Raw genomic sequence first — 16,045 nt, 5'->3', positions numbered from 1 at the left:
ATCACCATGAACGGCAACAGCATCGGCTCGACCCTGCGAATCGATCTCCCCTGCCAGTCCGGCCAAGAACTCCCCTACGCACACACCGTCGCCCACTACCTGACCAGCGCCACCAAGGCCACATCCATCATGGGTCCTGTCAGCTGGTGGTGCGATGTAGCGGGCCCTGCTACCTCGCCGGTTATGCGGAGATCCAGAACGTGATGCGCCGCGCACCTGGCCATGGACGCGCCGGGCGCCAGCGCCCATAGTTGAAGTGTGGAGACTCCTGATCCGGACACGAGGTCTTGCGGCAGCGCGCGGCTAGTGACTGGTTGAGCAATGCGGCCTCGAGGAACTTGTCACCTGGGAATCCTAGCGGGCGGAATGCTGTGCGGAGCGTGAAGGAAGAGGGCGGGACGAACCCATGAGTGAAGTCGTCGATAGGCTAATAGCCGCTCTGAACGCCCACGACCTCGAAGCGGCAGCGGCGCTGATGCACGACTGTTGCCCTCGGCCCTGGCATGGCGAGATGAAGTCGTCAGCGACCTGCGGGCGGCAGCATCCGCAGCCCACGAATGTCAGTTGAGAACGAACCTGGTCTCCGCTCTATGCCAACATTCACAACTACTGAGCCAGAGAATAAGTCCGGGTTTCATCATAGGATCCTTTATCAAGACGGGAGGAGTTACTCGTCGATGACTTTCGGAGCTCCTGTGAATCGCAGCGGTAAGTGGCCGCATTTCCGCAGCGGTACTTGTCACCTTTGCGTGTGTCGCAGTCGACAGAGCGGCTCGCCAACCGCAGGGCAGTAGGACTGTCTAACAGGGTTGAAACCCTTGCCGCCGGACTGCCCGGTGTAGGTGCAGCTTCGAGGGCAGACGGGGTGCGGTGTTGCCCCTACCGCTGTGCGGGGTGGACAGCTAGTGTCGGGCTATGAAGCCGATCATCCTGCTGGACATCGACGGTGTACTCAACCCGGAGAGCCGTCCGGGTCCCGGTGGACGCACGGAGCTGAAGTTAGCCTGCGGGAGGAAGGCCCTGGTTCAAAGGGTGGCCAGGTGTGGCCGGATCGCAGGGGTGTCGAGTTGGCCGGCGGATGCCACGGCCGGGCTGGAGCAACAGATCGAGCTGGACGTCGAACCGCTGCGGGTGACGCTGCTGGTGCGGCCCGGCGACGAGGCCGAACCGACGCCTAAGCTGAGGTCGGTGACCCGGTGGTTGGAGCGGATGGAGGCAGCCGGTGACGCTGCATGGGACTCGACGGTGTGGATTGATGACGTTCTCGGACCCGGCGCCAAGGACTGGGCGGCCGGGTATCAGGTGCCGATCCTGTTGCAGAAGCCAGCGCCCGATCAGGGGTTGATGGAAAAACATGTCATTGGTGTCGAGGCTTTTGTTGCAGCCCGCGGGGTTCGGGTACCCGCTCCCCGGTAGAGCGGGCCTAATGCTCACTTCTGGGTGACGAGAAGGTCCCCCACTTCGCACTCCAGGGCGTTGCAGACTGCTGTCAGTGTGGAGAATCGGATGGCCTTCGCCCGGTCGTTCTTGAGGACCGAAAGGTTCACCAGGGTCACACCGACGCGCTTGCTCAGCTCCGTCAGTGTCATCCCTCTGGCCGCCAGGAGCTCATCAAGGCGGCAGTGGATTCCGGATTCTTCTACTCCTGCCGTCACACCAGGCCTTCGGTGTCGGCCTGCAGGCGGCGCCCGTAGCGGAAGGCAGCGGCCACGAGCGACAATGCCACCCCGGCAACCAGGGGTGTGAGGTTGATCTGGCCGGTGAAGATGACGGTCTCCTCTACTGCACGCTGGTTGACCCCGATGATTTCGGCCAGCCGGCCCCGGGCAGCCTGGTCAAGGTATTGCCCCACGGTACCGGCGGCCGCCAGGACGATGCCGCAGGCTCCGATGATTTCAGCCGTCGCCCGGGTGAAGAGGTTTTCCGTCCGCAGGCGGAGCGCGAGCAGGAACAGCAGTGCCAGGACGGACAGGATTCCTACAAGGTTCAGGGCGTCCGCCCAGGCCAGCAAAGCCGCCTCAGCGTCAGGCATCGACGGGATGGTCGCCTCGACTGAGGTGTAGTGGGCTACAGCGCCCAGGCGGAGGCCGGCGGGAGACTGCGACGCGGTGGACAGGGGAAGTGTCAGGGTTACCGGCCCAGCAAACGAACCGATGACCCCGGCAACAGTAATGATGGTCATGACGACTGCGGCCCCTGCCGAGGCAACCATGATGGCTGTTGCATCCCCCTTGGACATGACCCGCTTAGCGCCCCAGGCCAGCGGTTCGCTGCTTGTGTTCCTCATGAATCCCCCATATTTGTTATCGACTTTCGATAACCTTCCAAGCCAAACCTAGGGTGCAGCCGTCGTTCCGTCAACACCTCGGCTCGGCAGAATTTGTCGGTCAGGACTTACGCAGGAACCATGACCGGCCGCGCCGCAAGGCGGTGTGAAGACGGTCAACGGCGTGTCCTGCAGCGGCATAACCCACGTCTCTGAACGAGCCCATGCCGCCGCGATAAAGGGTGGGTCCCTGTGCTGATGCTTCTCGGAGACCACACCGATCGGAGACGCCGGCGAACAACTCATCGAGCCAGTCAGCGGTATGAGCTCGCTGCTCGTCCTGGCCCAACCTAGCGGCGGCGCGAACCTCGGCAATCGCGGAAACGATTTCAGTACGGACGGCATCGACGGTGTGGGGCTTACTGCTCATAGGGCAATAGTAAAGACGACACTCTCACAAGAGGGTTGGGGGATCGCCGCGCGGGGCTCGACTCCTCCTTATTGGTCGTGCTCGGGAAAGCTTTGCTCGACGTTATGTCCTGGCCGCTCGGACGCGTCAGGGGTCCCTGTTGACGCTGTCCAGTAATCGCGCCCGTTTTGCTGAGCGAGCCAGCGCAGTGCGCTTTCTTCATCGGTGAAGTACGCGGTGGGAGTCAGTGACTGCTTAGCGAAGGCTGCAAGAACGGTACCCACGGGGTGATCTCCCAGGAGCGCGATGATGGAAAAGCCCCGATAGGCATTCATGCCGGCTCTTGCCTCCGCGGCCAACCCTGTCACGCCCGCAATGTCCACGAGAAGCGGCAGATTCTGCCCGCCACCCAGCTTCTCCAATACACGAGCGGCCTGAACAGCGATCTCGTAGGTAATGAAGGTCCCGGGAGCCCAGTGAAGCCGCAATAGTCCACCATTGAAAGAAGCGGCAAATTTGTGCATAGGTTCTACTGTGGGTGTTCGCGCCCGTACCGTCAAAACTGCTATACGCATCTGACATGGGAAAACATGCCGATGCGGCTTCGAAGTACGGGGATCATAACCAGATAGGGATCCGCTTACGGGCATGCGCCCACGACGTGACATCATCAACCGACCGTGGTCCTGTCCGGCTGCAGATAACGGAGAAAAACTTCATGGCGAATACAGCGAAGATCGGCGGGCTCATTGTCCAGGTAGGCGGGCAATCGCGAACGAAACTTGTTCGGGTTCTGTCCGATGCGGGTGTCCAACTCGATGCTCATGCAGAGACGCTGCTGGCTCACTCCACGTTCGATGACCCGGCGGGCGAAACGCTACGAATTGTAGAGCGAACCGTAGAGCAGCTTGGTTTCGAAAATGGTGCCGTCCTGTCCCAGGTCTTCGCGGCTGCAAGGAATCATGGACTTGAACTCTACCCCTTGGTGGCCGGACCTTACCTCCGCTTGGCGCTGGTAAACCAAGCGAACTCACCGGACCCAGTCCTATCCGCAGGCCACGGACCGGCCGGAGCGATTCACATCGCGTCCGAGCCCGTGAGCGGTGACGTTGAGTACCCCAAGGGGTTCTACCTCCGCGTAATCGACGGACAGACATGGTTGAGGGGTTACTGCTGCGATGATACGTACGTGTGGACCCCGGAGCAGCGGCTCGCGTTCTTATTACTAGATAGTGAGTGACGCTTAGAGGATGGGTGACCGTTCTGCCATCTCGCCATATCGCTTCGGACAGTTCTCGTCATTGACCCGGTTCATGTGCAGCTGGTGTGGCTGCGGCGGCAAGGCGGGATGTCCCGCTGCCTTTGAGGCTCTCCGGGTTCACGGGGCGCCCGGAGACCGCTAGCAGCAAATCAAGTGGATCGGCTTCGACGTCGTCACCCTGGCCCCAGGCCGCCCCGGACCTCCGATTGATCAGTCGGAGTCCTGCGGCACGCTCGCGTCCTCCGCCAAAGGATACGGGGGTGCGCAGCTGGTAGGTGAGGGCCTGAACGACGGCACGTTCCGGGTAACTTCCAGCGATGCCCAAAGGCCGGCGAATGTCCTCACCGTGCACGATGGCCTCGACCAGGCGAGTTGCGAGGTTAGCCGGCGGCGTCCGTGTGAGGTTGGCGGCGTCCTTGAATGCGTTGATGGTGTCCTGCGGGTCCTGCCGTTTCTCTCGGGCGATGCCTCTGACGTTGGCGCGATCGAAGTCCATGCGTGCCATCAGGAGGTCACGGACGAATGAGAGCCGGCTGGTTCGAGCCGTGTCTACAAGGTGGGCCAGGACATCGTGGACATCCCAACCTGGGCAGAGGGAGGGCAAGAGCCATTGTTCGTCGGACAGGCCGGAGAGATCCGCGGCGAGCCGTCGCCTCTCAGAGTGGACGGCCTGCCAGACCACTGCTGCTGCCTTGCCCATGCGGTTCCTTCCCCGGAATCTCGTATTTGTTACTTCGGTTGTTGAAGTAGGGAGGCGCTTCTCGGAAGCGCCAGCGGAAGAGTGTGACGCCCGGGCCTGGGTTTTCGGGATAGCACGGAATCTGTTGTTGAACGCACAGCGAGGAGACCAACGACGTCAGGCATTAGGCGTTCGGCTCGCTGAAACAACAGCAGTAGGCGGCAGCAACTCTCATGCCGATCTGGTCAGCAGCCGCATAGACGTGAGCCGCGCCTGGGCGCTTCTTTCTGAAGTACATCAAGAAGCTCTCGGACTCGCTGTCTTCGAGAACCTTGCCGCGCCGCAAGCGGCCAAAGTCCTCGGCATCTCACCTGTGGCTTTCCGCCTGAGATTGACCCGCGCCAGACGAGCCTTGCGGCTCCTCCTTGACCACCTCCCCCATCAGGCTTCCGAGATGTCGGCGGCAACACCCGAAAAGGCGTCAACACTATGAAAACCGATCAGCATCTCGACCCGCTTCTTCGCTCCCTCGATGCCGCAGCGCAAAGCCCGCTGCCAAACGCCGGCCGGGCTGAAGCCGACCTCGCACGCATACTTAGCTCCCCGCCAGCTTCCACTGGTTCCAGCAGCAGTTCGGGGGTTAGCTACTGCCCGACCAGACCCAAGGTCAAGCGCTTGCGACGAGCCGTCTCTCTGGGAGGTCTGGCCGCTGCAGTCACCGCCGGTTTGCTCATCGTGCCGGCAATCTCAGGAGGTGACCCAGCCTTCGCGACATGGACAGCAGCACCCGGGACACTGATCGGCTTAGAACGCGACAATGCCGTCTCGGACTGCCGCGGATCTACCCAACGTGTAGGCGACGGAATGTACAGGACCGACCTTGCAGCAGCGGAAGTAGCCATTGCTGAGCGGCGCGGAGCCTGGGTGACAGTCATCCTCACCGGCGGTGACGGTTTCGAAGCGAGCTGCACCACCGACGCCACAGCATCCTGGTTCAACAAGGGGTCCTTCGGCACGGTTGGAAAACCAACGAATGCCACTACCCTGCCTGCCCGAGGTATCGCTGTTACTCAACTTGGGACCGGTACCAACGCGGACAACCACATCTCGATGGCGGCAGGTCGCGTAGGAACTGATGTCGCAGCGATGTCCTACACAAGCGCCGACGGCACCAAGGTGCTCGCAACCGTAGCGAAAGTTCACTTCGCCTTCTGGCTACCCGGAAACGAACTGCAAGATGCTTCGGATCACGGAGTGCCAGTTGAAGTAACGTTCAGCGATGGCTTGACTGAAAAGCGAAAAATCAACTTCTAAGTTGGTACGAGGTGCCCCGCCGGCTGGGGATATAGCCGTTGTACTTGCCACACCAGTACAACGCGACGGAACCCACCCTCAGGCGACCCTGCGCCATCAAGTGGTGCCCAATATCGAGCCTGCACAGCATAGCCCGCATCATGACCATCCCTCTTCGAGAACGCGTCGCTCAACCTACCTCAATGATGTTCCTGAACCCTCCGACTAGATCCACGAGCGACCTGAAGAGGGTTGTTCATTAAAGGATCCTTTATCGAGACAGGAGAACCGACCTGTCTGCCGTCTGGAGCCCCTTGCTTCGCAGCGGTTCCAGAGAACGACGGCGTATCAACAACGTGTCTCACTTGGGACTATTTCAACTAAGGGGAAAAGTGACCTTTGATGCCCCGGCGCGCCCCGCCATCGCCCTGCAAGACCTGGTTAGCAACAACGACACGGCCGGCCTGCTCGATGCCGCAGAGGTAAACCCCCTCGCGACCCACCCAGAGGATGTTCCACCAAAACCTTAAGACTTGAACACATCTGGTTGAGCCTAATCTTCATTTGATCCATCAGGTCGTCGAGTATCAGAGCGGACCAATCGGCGGAACAGCACGGTGAAGTGCCAGGTTGGAGGGCGGCAGCACCGGGAGTAACTGCCCTCTGTCCAGACACTCAAGGTGCCAGTTAGCGGTCCACTCCTGTCCGTCCGCCATGGAGCGCTCCTCCCCCACGCTCTTGAACCCCAGGAGCCGGCTTCGCTGTTGTCCTTCTGGCTGCTGCTAGGCGGCTTTCCTGCGCTGTCAGGAGACCAGACACCAACAGTGACCATTAAATTCGCTACGTCAGTCTTCCGCCCGGCTATCAAACAAAGCAGACGTAAGTGTGGACAGTGTCCACACCTCCTTTGGCAGACAAACCGAGCTCATACGGCTCCCGGGCATGTTCGGGGAGCCCTCCAAGACGATGCGCCCCCAACTCGACGAAGTCATGTTGTGACCGCAAAGCCCGAGCCATGAATACGTGTTGGCCACACCCGACCAACCCGATATACCGGAACGAGAAACCGGAACGAGAAACCGCATGAACTCAACCCCAGCAGGCGGAAGACCCACTAGCCAGGGTCTTCATCCCGCCACGCACACACCTGAATAGGCCACCGCGGCGGCCCGGCTACAACCCGCACACCTAGCGTCAAAGTGACGCCACCATAAGCCATGTCAAGACGTTAAAAGCAAAAACCCCCTCTGACGAGGGGGTTTGCGTGCCCGAGGTGGGACTCGAACCCACACACCTTTCGATACCGCATTTTGAGTGCGGCGCGTCTGCCAATTCCGCCACTCGGGCGCGGAATACATGAAGTAAAACGGTACGCCCACAGCTGATTGTGAGCAACGCGATCGCTTCACGTACGCGGAATTACTCTACATGCAGATAGGCTGAATTCCAGAATCGCGCCGCCGTCGCCGCAACTGACCATGCAGATCAAGTACGGGACCGGGCGCACCTAAGATAGTGGTGTCCCCGCCGTACCTTTCCAAGGAGATCCCGTGACTGAACAGACGGAGTCAAAACCCACGTCCCAGCCGGCGCGCCGCGTCGTTGTGGCCGAGGATGAAACCCTCATCCGCCTCGACATCATCGAAATCCTGCGCGGCGAAGGCTATGACGTCATCGGCGAAGCGGACAACGGCGAAAAGGCTGTGCAGCTTGCCGAGGAACTGAAGCCGGACCTGGTCCTGATGGACGTCAAGATGCCCGTCATGGACGGTATCTCAGCAGCGGAGAAGATCGTCAAGGCCCGCATCGCCCCCGTGGTCCTGCTGACCGCCTTCAGCCAGAAGGAACTGGTGGAGCGGGCCCGCGACGCCGGGGCCATGGCTTACGTCGTGAAGCCCTTCACCCCTGCCGACCTTATCCCGGCACTCGAAATCGCACTCTCCCGCCACGAGGAGATCAAGGCACTCGAGAGCGAAGTCTCCGACCTCCAGGAGCAGTTCGCCACCCGCAAGCTCGTGGAGCGCGCCAAGAGCCTGCTCACCACCAAGATGGGCCTCACCGAACCCGAAGCCTTCCGCTGGATCCAGAAAACCTCCATGGACCGCCGCCTCAGCATGCGCGAGGTCGCCGAAACCATCATCAACCAGGTCAACTAGCAGCCAAAGGGTTGGGCCTTTTGGTTCCAGCAGGCCCAACCAACGAAGCCAGCGAAAAGGACCCCTGCCAACCGGCAGGGGTCCTTTTCGCTGCTCGAAAGCCTAGGCCTTCTTTTTCTTTTCCGGCCAGGGGCCGAGCTTTTCCTTGTTGCTGACCGCTTCACCAACACGGGCGGTGTCAGCGAGGTCGCCCACCTTGTGCACCTTCAGCGAGTTGGTGGAGCCGGCCTTTCCGGGAGGGGAACCGGCGGCGATGACCACCAGGTCGCCGTCGTTCACCAGCTCCATCTCCAGAAGGCTGCGGTCCACCTGAGCGGTCATCTCATCCGTGTGGTCCACCATCTGGACCAGCACCGGCTGAATCCCCCAGGTCAGCGCGAGCTGGTTCCAGACCTGCTCCACCGGAGTGAACGCGAAGACCGGCTTGATGGGGCGCAGGCGGGAGAGGCGGCGGGCGGAGTCGCCGGACTGGGTGAACGCACAGATGTACTTGGCGTCCAGCTGGTCGGCGATTTCGACGGCGGCACGGGTGATCGCGCCGCCGCGGGTCTTGGGCTTCGTCCCCAGCGGGGGTACGCGCTCAAGGCCGTGGACCTCGGTGGACTCGATAATCCGGGCCATCACCTTGACGGTCTCGATCGGGTACTTGCCCACGCTGGTCTCACCCGAGAGCATGACGGCGTCGGCACCATCCAGGACGGCGTTGGCGCAGTCGGAGGCCTCGGCCCGGGTGGGGCGGGGGTTGTCGATCATGGATTCCAGGACCTGGGTTGCCACGATGACCGGCTTGGCCCAGCGGCGGGCCAGTTCGATGGCACGCTTCTGGACGATCGGCACTTCCTCCAGCGGCAGTTCCACGCCCAGGTCGCCACGGGCCACCATGATGGCATCGAACGCGTCGATGATCTCCGAAAGCTGCTCCACGGCCTGGGGCTTTTCGATCTTGGCGATGACCGGCACGCGGCGGCCTTCTTCGTCCATGATCTCGTGCACCCGGGTGATGTCTGAGGCGTCACGCACGAAGGAAAGGGCAACCAGGTCAACACCGCGGCGCATGGCCCAGCGGAGGTCGTCCTCATCCTTTTCGCTCAGGGCGGGGACGTTGACGGCAACGCCGGGCAGGTTAATGCCCTTGTTGTTGGACACCATGCCGCCCACTGTCACCTCGGCAACAACCTTGACGTCGTCAACGGCTGTGGCACGCAGCGCCACCTTGCCGTCGTCGATCAGCAGGGCATCGCCCACGTTCACGTCCTCGGTGAGGCTCTTCAGCGTGGTGGAGCAGATGTCCTTGGTGCCGGGAACGTCCTCCGTGGTGATGGTGAAGGTGTCGCCGACGGCCAGGGCGTGCGGGCCGTCAACGAACCGGCCCAAACGGATCTTGGGCCCCTGCAGGTCGGCCATGATGGCCACCGCCTTGCCGAGATCGGCGGCAGCCTTCCGGACGTTCTCGTAGGTGTTGTCGTGCACGGTGTAGTCACCGTGGCTCATGTTCATGCGGGCGACGTCAACGCCGGCCTCCAGCACCGCGAGCGTGTTTTCGTAGCTGGCAATTGCCGGGCCGAACGTAGCCACAATTTTTGCGCGTCTCATATACCTACCCTATTGGTCACTTGCATTGGTTAAGTCGTCGTGGAGGTGAACCCTTGATGCTGCGCTAGAGGACGGCGATGGCCCTGTCGGTTGGCGCCACGGGAGCCGGCAGGATGGTGCTGCCCATCAGGAACTTGTCCACTGCCGCTGCGGCGGCGCGTCCTTCGGCGATGGCCCAGACGATCAGTGACTGGCCGCGCCCGGCGTCGCCGGCCACGAATACGCCTTCGGTGTTGGTCATGTAGTAGCCGTCGCGGGACACGTTGCCGCGGCCGTCGAATTCAGCCTTCACCTGTTCGGTGATGCCGGCAGGCTCAGCACCGGTGAACCCGAGGGACAGGAAGACCAGGTCCGCGGGAATGATCCGCTCCGTGCCGGCCTTGGGTAGGCGCTTGCCGTCAACAAACTCCGTCTCGGCCACCTTGACGCCGGTCAGCTGGCCGTTTTCGCCAACAAACTCAACCGTGGAAGCGAGGTAGGTGCGTTCGCCGCCTTCCTCGTGGGCGCTGGCCACCTCGAACAGCGTGGGGAACGTTGGCCACGGCTGGTGGCCCGCGCGTTCAGCAGGGGGCTGCTTGCCGATGGCCAGGGTGGTCACCGAGGCAGCACCGTGGCGGTGGGCGGTGCCGAGGCAGTCTGCTCCGGTGTCGCCGCCGCCAAGGATCACCACGTGCTTGCCCTGGGCGTGGATCTGGTTTTCCACCGTCTCCCCCGCTACTACACGGTTTGCCGGCACCAGGTAGTCCATCGCGAAGTGGACGCCCTCGAGGTCCCGGCCCGGGATGGGCAGGTCACGGGGCACAGTAGCGCCGGTGCAAACCACGACGGCGTCGTAGCGCCTGCGCAGCTGCTCCCAGGTCACGTCCGTCCCCACCGTTACACCGGTGCGGAAACGGGTTCCTTCCGCCTTCATCTGCTCGACGCGGCGGTCCACCTGCTCTTTCTCCATCTTGAAGTCAGGGATGCCGTAGCGCAGCAGGCCGCCGATTTTCTCGTCCCGCTCGTACACGGCCACGGTGTGGCCCACGCGCGTCAGCTGCTGCGCGACCGCAAGGCCGGCAGGTCCGGAGCCGACGACGGCAACGGTCTTTCCGGTCAGGCGTGCCGGCGGCAGCGGGCTGACCCAGCCGTTGTCCCAGGCCTCATCGATGATGGAAACTTCCACCTGCTTGATGGTTACTGCAGGCTGGTTGATGCCCAGCACGCAGGACGCCTCGCACGGGGCGGGGCACAGCCGGCCGGTGAACTCCGGGAAGTTGTTCGTGGCGTGGAGCCGCTCGATGGCTTCCTCGCCCTTGTCCCGCCACATGAGGTCGTTCCACTCGGGAATGAGGTTGCCCAGCGGGCAGCCCTGGTGGCAGAACGGGACGCCGCAGTCCATGCAGCGGCCGGCCTGGGCCTTCAGGGTGCCCTTTTCCTGCGCCTCGTATACTTCTTTCCAGTCCATGATGCGGACGGGAACGGGACGCCGGGGCTGGGTTTCACGCTGGCGTACTTTCAGAAATCCGCGTGGATCAGCCACCGGTTACCTCCAGGATTCGGGACCACACTTCTTCGCCGTCGGGGTCCAGGCCCTCTTCAATGGCGTTGAGGCGGGTTTGCAGCACAGCCGCGTAATCGCGCGGCAGCACCTTGGTGATGCGGGCAGCGGTGTCATCGAAATTCTCGAGGAGCCGCGCAGCCAGCTGGGAGTCTGTTTCTTCAACGTGCTTGACCAGGAGGCCGTGCACGATGTCGCGGTCCTCGGCGTCCAGCCCGCGGAGCTGGAGTTCGCCGGACTGCAGTGCGTCCTTGTTGACCCGGGCAGTGTCCAGGTCGAGGACGTAGGCGGTGCCGCCGGACATGCCGGCGCCGAAGTTGCGCCCGGTGCGGCCGATGATCAGCGTCTGGCCGCCGGTCATGTACTCGCAGCCGTGGTCACCGATGCCTTCGACGACGGCGGTGGCACCCGAGTTGCGGACCAGGAAGCGTTCGCCCACCTGGCCCCGCAGGAACATTTCACCACTCGTGGCGCCGTACCCGATCACGTTGCCGGCGATGACGTTGGTCTCCGCCTTGAACACATTGGTACGGTCCGGCCGGACGATGATGCGTCCGCCGGACAGGCCCTTGCCCACGTAGTCGTTGGAGTCACCGAACAGCCGCAGCGTGATGCCTGCGGGCAGGAAGGCGCCCAGGGACTGGCCGGCGGTGCCGCTGAGGGTGACGTCGATGGTGTCCGTGGCCAGGACGTCCGTGCTGAAGGTCTTGGTGACCATGTGGCCCAGCATGGTGCCCACGGAGCGGTCAGTGTTGATCACGTCCACCGAGATCTTCACCGGGCTGCGGTCCGTCAGGGCTTCCGTGGCCATGGTAATCAGCCGCTGGTCGAAGTGCTTGTCCAGCTCATGGTTCTGGCCGGTCATGTTCCGCAGCGGGGCGTCGTCGTCGAACTCCAGCCCGTGCAGGATCGGATCCAGGTCCAGGCCGTCGGCCTTCCAGTGGTTGACGGCTTCGCGGGTGTCCAGGACCTCGGCGTGGCCGATGGCCTCTTCGAGGCTGCGGAAGCCCAGCTCTGCCAGGATTTCGCGGACTTCCTCGGCGAGGAACTCGAAGAAGTTGACAACGAATTCGGGCTTGCCGCTGAAGCGTGCCCGCAGTTCCGGGTTCTGGGTGGCCACGCCCACGGGGCAGGTGTCCAGGTGGCAGACGCGCATCATGATGCAGCCTTCCACCACGAGCGGGGCGGTGGCGAAGCCGAACTCCTCGCCGCCCAGCAAAGCGGCGATCACAACGTCGCGGCCGGTCTTGAGCTGGCCGTCCACCTGCACCACCACGCGGTCGCGCAGGCCGTTAAGCATCAGCGTCTGCTGCGTCTCGGCCAGGCCGAGCTCCCACGGGACACCGGCGTGCTTGAGCGAGTTCAGCGGCGAGGCGCCCGTTCCGCCGTCGTGGCCGGAGACGAGTACGACGTCGGCCTTCGCCTTGGTCACGCCGGAGGCCACGGTGCCGATCCCCACTTCCGACACGAGCTTGACGTGTACCCGGGCCGAGGGGTTGGCGCGCTTGGCATCGTAAATGAGCTGGGCGAGGTCCTCGATGGAGTAGATGTCGTGGTGCGGGGGCGGGGAGATCAGTCCGACGCCGGGTGTTGAGTGGCGGGTGCGGGCCACCCACGGGTAGACCTTCTGCGCCATCAGCTGGCCGCCTTCGCCGGGCTTGGCACCCTGCGCCATCTTGATCTGGATGTCATCGGCGTTGGTCAGGTACAGGCTGGTGACGCCGAAGCGGCCGGAAGCGATCTGTTTGACCGCGGAACGGCGCTTGGGATCGAGCAGGCGCTCCACGTCTTCCCCGCCCTCACCGGTGTTGGACTTGCCGCCCAGCTGGTTCATGGCGATGGCCAGCGTCTCGTGGGCCTCCTGGGAGATGGAGCCGTAGCTCATGGCACCCGTGGAGAACCGCTTGACGATGCTGGAGACCGGCTCCACTTCCTCGAGGGGAACGGCAGGACGCTCGTTCTTGAACTTGAGCAGGCCGCGGAGGGTCATCAGGTTGGTGGACTGATCGTCCACTCCCCTGGTGTAGGCCTTGAAGATGTCGTAGCGGCGCTCACGCGTGGCGTGCTGCAGCCGGAAGACGGTCTCCGGGTTGAACAGGTGGGGCTCGCCGTCGCGGCGCCACTGGTATTCGCCGCCGCCAAGAAGCGGGCGGTGCGGCTGCTCAATGCCGCCCTCGGGGTACGCCATCTGGTGGCGCGCCGAGACTTCGGCGGCAATAACGTCCAGGCCTACGCCGCCAAGCTGCGAGTGCGTGCCGGCGAAGAATTCGTCCACCAGCTCCTGGCCCAGGCCGAGCGCTTCGAACGTCTGGGCGCCGGTGTAGGACGCGACCGTGGAGATGCCCATCTTGGACATGATCTTCAGGACGCCCTTGCCCAGGCCCTTGATCAGGTTGTAGACGCCGTCCTGCGGGGTGACGCCGGTGACGTCGCCGGCAGCAATCAGCTGTTCCACGGATTCCATGGCCAGGTACGGGTTGACTGCGGAGGCGCCGTAGCCGATCAGGACCGCCACGTGGTGCGTTTCGCGGACGTCGCCCGCCTCGACCACCAGGGCGGTCTTGGTGCGGTTGGCGCTGCGCAGCAGGTGGTGGTGTACGGCACTGACCAGCAGCAGGGACGGGATGGGCGCCCACTGCGCATTGGAGTCACGGTCGGAGAGCACGATGTACTGGACACCGCGGTTAATGGCGCCGGAGACCTGCTCGCAGATTTCGGTGAGCCGGGCGCGGAGGGCGTTCTCGCCGCCTTCGGGGCGGTAGAGCCCGCGGACCTTCATGGCTACGCGGAAGCCTTCGGCGTCCTCCATGTTGGCAATCTTGGCGAGCTGGTCGTTGTTGATCACCGGGAACGGCAGCTGGATCTGGGGCTGGCGGACCTGCTTGGTGTCCAGGAGGTTGCCGTTGGGGCCGATGGCACAGGTCAACGAGGTGACCAGTTCTTCGCGGATGGCGTCCAGCGGCGGGTTGGTGACCTGCGCGAAGGACTGAACGAAGTAGTCAAAGAGCAGGCGCGGGCGCTTGGACAGCACGGCAACCGGGGTGTCCGATCCCATGGCGCCCAGCGGCTCGGCGCCGGTACGGGCCATCGGGCCGAGCAGGATCTTCAGCTCTTCGGTGGTGTACCCGAAGGTGCGCTGGCGGATGTTCACGGACGCGGCAGTGTGGACCACGTGCTCGCGCTCGGGAAGGTCGTTGAGGTCGATCAGGTTGTCCTTGACCCATTCCGCCCACGGGTTGGCGGCAGCGACTTCGGCCTTGACCTCTTCGTCGTCGATGATGCGGCCGGACCCGGTGTCCACCAGGAACATCTTGCCCGGGGACACCCTGCCCTTCTTGACCACCTTGGAGGGCTCGACATCGATGACGCCCACCTCGGAGGCGAAGACGATCAGGCCGTCCTCGGTGATCCAGTAGCGGCCGGGGCGCAGGCCATTACGGTCCAGGGTGGCGCCGACGAGGTTGCCGTCGGTGAAGGACACAGCCGCCGGACCGTCCCAAGGCTCCATCAGCAGCGAGTGGTACTCATAGAACGCACGCCGTGCCGGGTCCATGGTGGCGTGGTTTTCCCACGCCTCGGGGATCATCATCATGATCGAGTGCGTGATGGGGCGGCCGGAAAGCCACAGCAGCTCGGCCACCTCATCGAAGGACGCGGAGTCGGAGGCCCCGGGGGTGCAGATGGGGTACAGCTCTTCCGGCGAGTCCCCCAGCAGCGGGTTGGCGAGCTGGGACTGGCGGGCGCGCATCCAGTTCCGGTTGCCCTTGACGGTGTTGATCTCACCGTTGTGGGCGATGGTGCGGAACGGCTGGGCCAGAGGCCAGGACGGGAAGGTGTTGGTGGAGAAGCGCGAGTGGACGATCGCGAGCTTGGTCTTGAAGCGCTTGTCCGAGAGGTCCGGGTAGAACGGCTCGAGCTGGGCGGTGGTGAGCATGCCCTTGTACACGATGGTCCGGGAGGACAGGGACGGGAAGTACACGCCGAACTTGTTCTGCGCGCGCTTGCGGATCCGCCAGGCGCGGGAGTCCAGCTCGTTGCGGTCCAGTTCCTCGCCCGTGGCGGACGCCAGGAAGGGCTGGGAGAAGTAGGGCATGCAGGCGCGTGCCATGGCACCGACAAGGTCGGCGACGATGGGCACCTCACGCCAGCCGAGGACCTTGAGGCCCTCGTCAGCCGCGAGGCCCTCGATGCCTGCCTTGGCGGCGTCGGCCTCCCGCTGTTCGGCGGGGAGGAAAGCGGTACCGGCCACGTACTGGCCGGGGGCGGGAAGTTCGAACTCGGTGACCGCGCGGAAGAACTCATCCGGGATCTGCATCAGGAGCCCGGCACCGTCACCGGTGCCTTCGTCCGCGCCCACGGCACCACGGTGTTCGAGGTTGCGCAGGGCGGTGAGGGCGGCGTCCACGATGTCATAGCCGGGCTCGCCGCGGAGGGTGGCGATGATCGCAAGACCGCAGGCGTCCTTCTCCTGCTCCGGGTTGTACAGCCCGCTTGCCTCCGGGAGGGCTGCGAAACGCTTGAACGGCGACATGGCAGCCTCCGGCTGATCCGGTTCAGACCAGCTGGGAGTGTGAAGAGTTTGGGTCATGGGAGACGTCCTTCCTCCTGATCGTGCGTATGGAAGGGACAACGTTGGCCCCACTCGTGCGGCGCCGCGGTTATGGGCACAACAAAGTGTTGATTACTGGAAATTGTAGGTCAGCGTGGCCTGCTGAACTAACAGTTAAGCAGGCCCCTGCCCCGGGCAACACCGGACAGCAGCTCTATGCTGTCCAGGGTGGCCCCGCTGCCACGACGCTGTGGTGATTGGGCGCTTCGAGCGGTGGCTCCGCTGCCCTGCCTGGCCTG

12 protein-coding genes and 1 tRNA gene are annotated in these 16,045 nt (G+C 63.5%); 4 read left to right on the top strand and 9 right to left on the bottom strand.

Annotated elements, in window-relative coordinates; genetic code table 11:
* The first annotated feature begins 915 nt into the window (after window positions 1-915).
* On the top strand, window positions 916-1,416 hold the full coding sequence (locus tag AC5RTE_RS00960; RefSeq protein ID WP_494039548.1) for an HAD domain-containing protein: 501 nt from the start codon (window positions 916-918) through the stop codon (window positions 1,414-1,416).
* A gap of 14 nt (window positions 1,417-1,430) precedes the next feature.
* Here AC5RTE_RS00960 and AC5RTE_RS00955 read toward each other — a convergent pair whose 3' ends face one another.
* The 4 genes from AC5RTE_RS00955 to AC5RTE_RS00940 form a co-directional block, all read right to left on the bottom strand.
* The gene (locus tag AC5RTE_RS00955) at window positions 1,431-1,655 is read right to left on the bottom strand and encodes a helix-turn-helix domain-containing protein (RefSeq protein WP_494039547.1); all 225 of its coding nucleotides are present in this window, start codon (window positions 1,653-1,655) and stop codon (window positions 1,431-1,433) included.
* On the bottom strand, window positions 1,652-2,287 hold the full coding sequence (locus AC5RTE_RS00950; protein ID WP_494039546.1) for a hypothetical protein: 636 nt from the start codon (window positions 2,285-2,287) through the stop codon (window positions 1,652-1,654). Before AC5RTE_RS00950 ends, AC5RTE_RS00955 begins: the two co-directional genes overlap by 4 nt.
* A gap of 100 nt (window positions 2,288-2,387) precedes the next feature.
* Complete coding sequence (locus AC5RTE_RS00945) at window positions 2,388-2,696, bottom strand: hypothetical protein (protein WP_494039545.1); 309 nt, start codon at window positions 2,694-2,696, stop codon at window positions 2,388-2,390.
* A 68-nt stretch (window positions 2,697-2,764) separates the two neighbouring features.
* On the bottom strand, window positions 2,765-3,199 hold the full coding sequence (locus AC5RTE_RS00940) for a DUF7793 family protein (RefSeq protein ID WP_494039544.1): 435 nt from the start codon (window positions 3,197-3,199) through the stop codon (window positions 2,765-2,767).
* Window positions 3,200-3,255: 56 nt separating this feature from the next.
* On the opposite strand from AC5RTE_RS00940, the gene AC5RTE_RS00935 reads away from it, so the two are divergent.
* Window positions 3,256-3,915, top strand: a complete 660-nt coding sequence (locus AC5RTE_RS00935; protein WP_494039543.1) for a hypothetical protein — start codon at window positions 3,256-3,258, stop codon at window positions 3,913-3,915.
* Between the two features lie 58 nt (window positions 3,916-3,973).
* On the opposite strand, the gene AC5RTE_RS00930 is transcribed toward AC5RTE_RS00935, so the two are convergent.
* Window positions 3,974-4,636 carry a maleylpyruvate isomerase family mycothiol-dependent enzyme gene (locus AC5RTE_RS00930; protein ID WP_494039542.1) on the bottom strand — a complete coding sequence of 221 codons (663 nt, stop codon included), beginning with the start codon at window positions 4,634-4,636 and terminating at the stop codon, window positions 3,974-3,976.
* A gap of 843 nt (window positions 4,637-5,479) precedes the next feature.
* On the opposite strand from AC5RTE_RS00930, the gene AC5RTE_RS00925 reads away from it, so the two are divergent.
* On the top strand, window positions 5,480-5,929 hold the full coding sequence (locus AC5RTE_RS00925; RefSeq protein ID WP_494039541.1) for a hypothetical protein: 450 nt from the start codon (window positions 5,480-5,482) through the stop codon (window positions 5,927-5,929).
* 1,244 nt (window positions 5,930-7,173) lie between these two features.
* Here AC5RTE_RS00925 and AC5RTE_RS00920 read toward each other — a convergent pair.
* Window positions 7,174-7,255, bottom strand: a tRNA-Leu gene (locus AC5RTE_RS00920).
* A gap of 203 nt (window positions 7,256-7,458) precedes the next feature.
* On the opposite strand from AC5RTE_RS00920, the gene AC5RTE_RS00915 reads away from it, so the two are divergent.
* The gene (locus AC5RTE_RS00915; RefSeq protein ID WP_163163231.1) at window positions 7,459-8,064 is read left to right on the top strand and encodes an ANTAR domain-containing response regulator; all 606 of its coding nucleotides are present in this window, start codon (window positions 7,459-7,461) and stop codon (window positions 8,062-8,064) included.
* Between the two features lie 102 nt (window positions 8,065-8,166).
* Here the strand turns inward: AC5RTE_RS00915 and pyk are convergent, their stop codons facing one another.
* The 3 genes from pyk to gltB form a co-directional block, all read right to left on the bottom strand.
* Window positions 8,167-9,657 carry a pyruvate kinase gene (gene pyk, locus AC5RTE_RS00910; protein WP_494039540.1) on the bottom strand — a complete coding sequence of 497 codons (1,491 nt, stop codon included), beginning with the start codon at window positions 9,655-9,657 and terminating at the stop codon, window positions 8,167-8,169.
* Window positions 9,658-9,721: 64 nt separating this feature from the next.
* Window positions 9,722-11,179: a glutamate synthase subunit beta gene (locus AC5RTE_RS00905; protein WP_494039539.1), complete on the bottom strand. Its 1,458-nt coding sequence runs from the start codon at window positions 11,177-11,179 to the stop codon at window positions 9,722-9,724.
* Window positions 11,172-15,785, bottom strand: a complete 4,614-nt coding sequence (gene gltB / locus AC5RTE_RS00900) for a glutamate synthase large subunit (RefSeq protein WP_494039538.1) — start codon at window positions 15,783-15,785, stop codon at window positions 11,172-11,174. The genes AC5RTE_RS00905 and gltB overlap by 8 nt, the downstream gene beginning before the upstream one ends.
* Window positions 15,786-16,045: the final 260 nt, after the last annotated feature.

The organism is Arthrobacter sp. K41 (assembly GCF_059089645.1).
The sequence above is the reverse complement of the archived record's forward strand: the minus strand, read 5'-3'. Positions and strand labels throughout refer to the sequence as shown.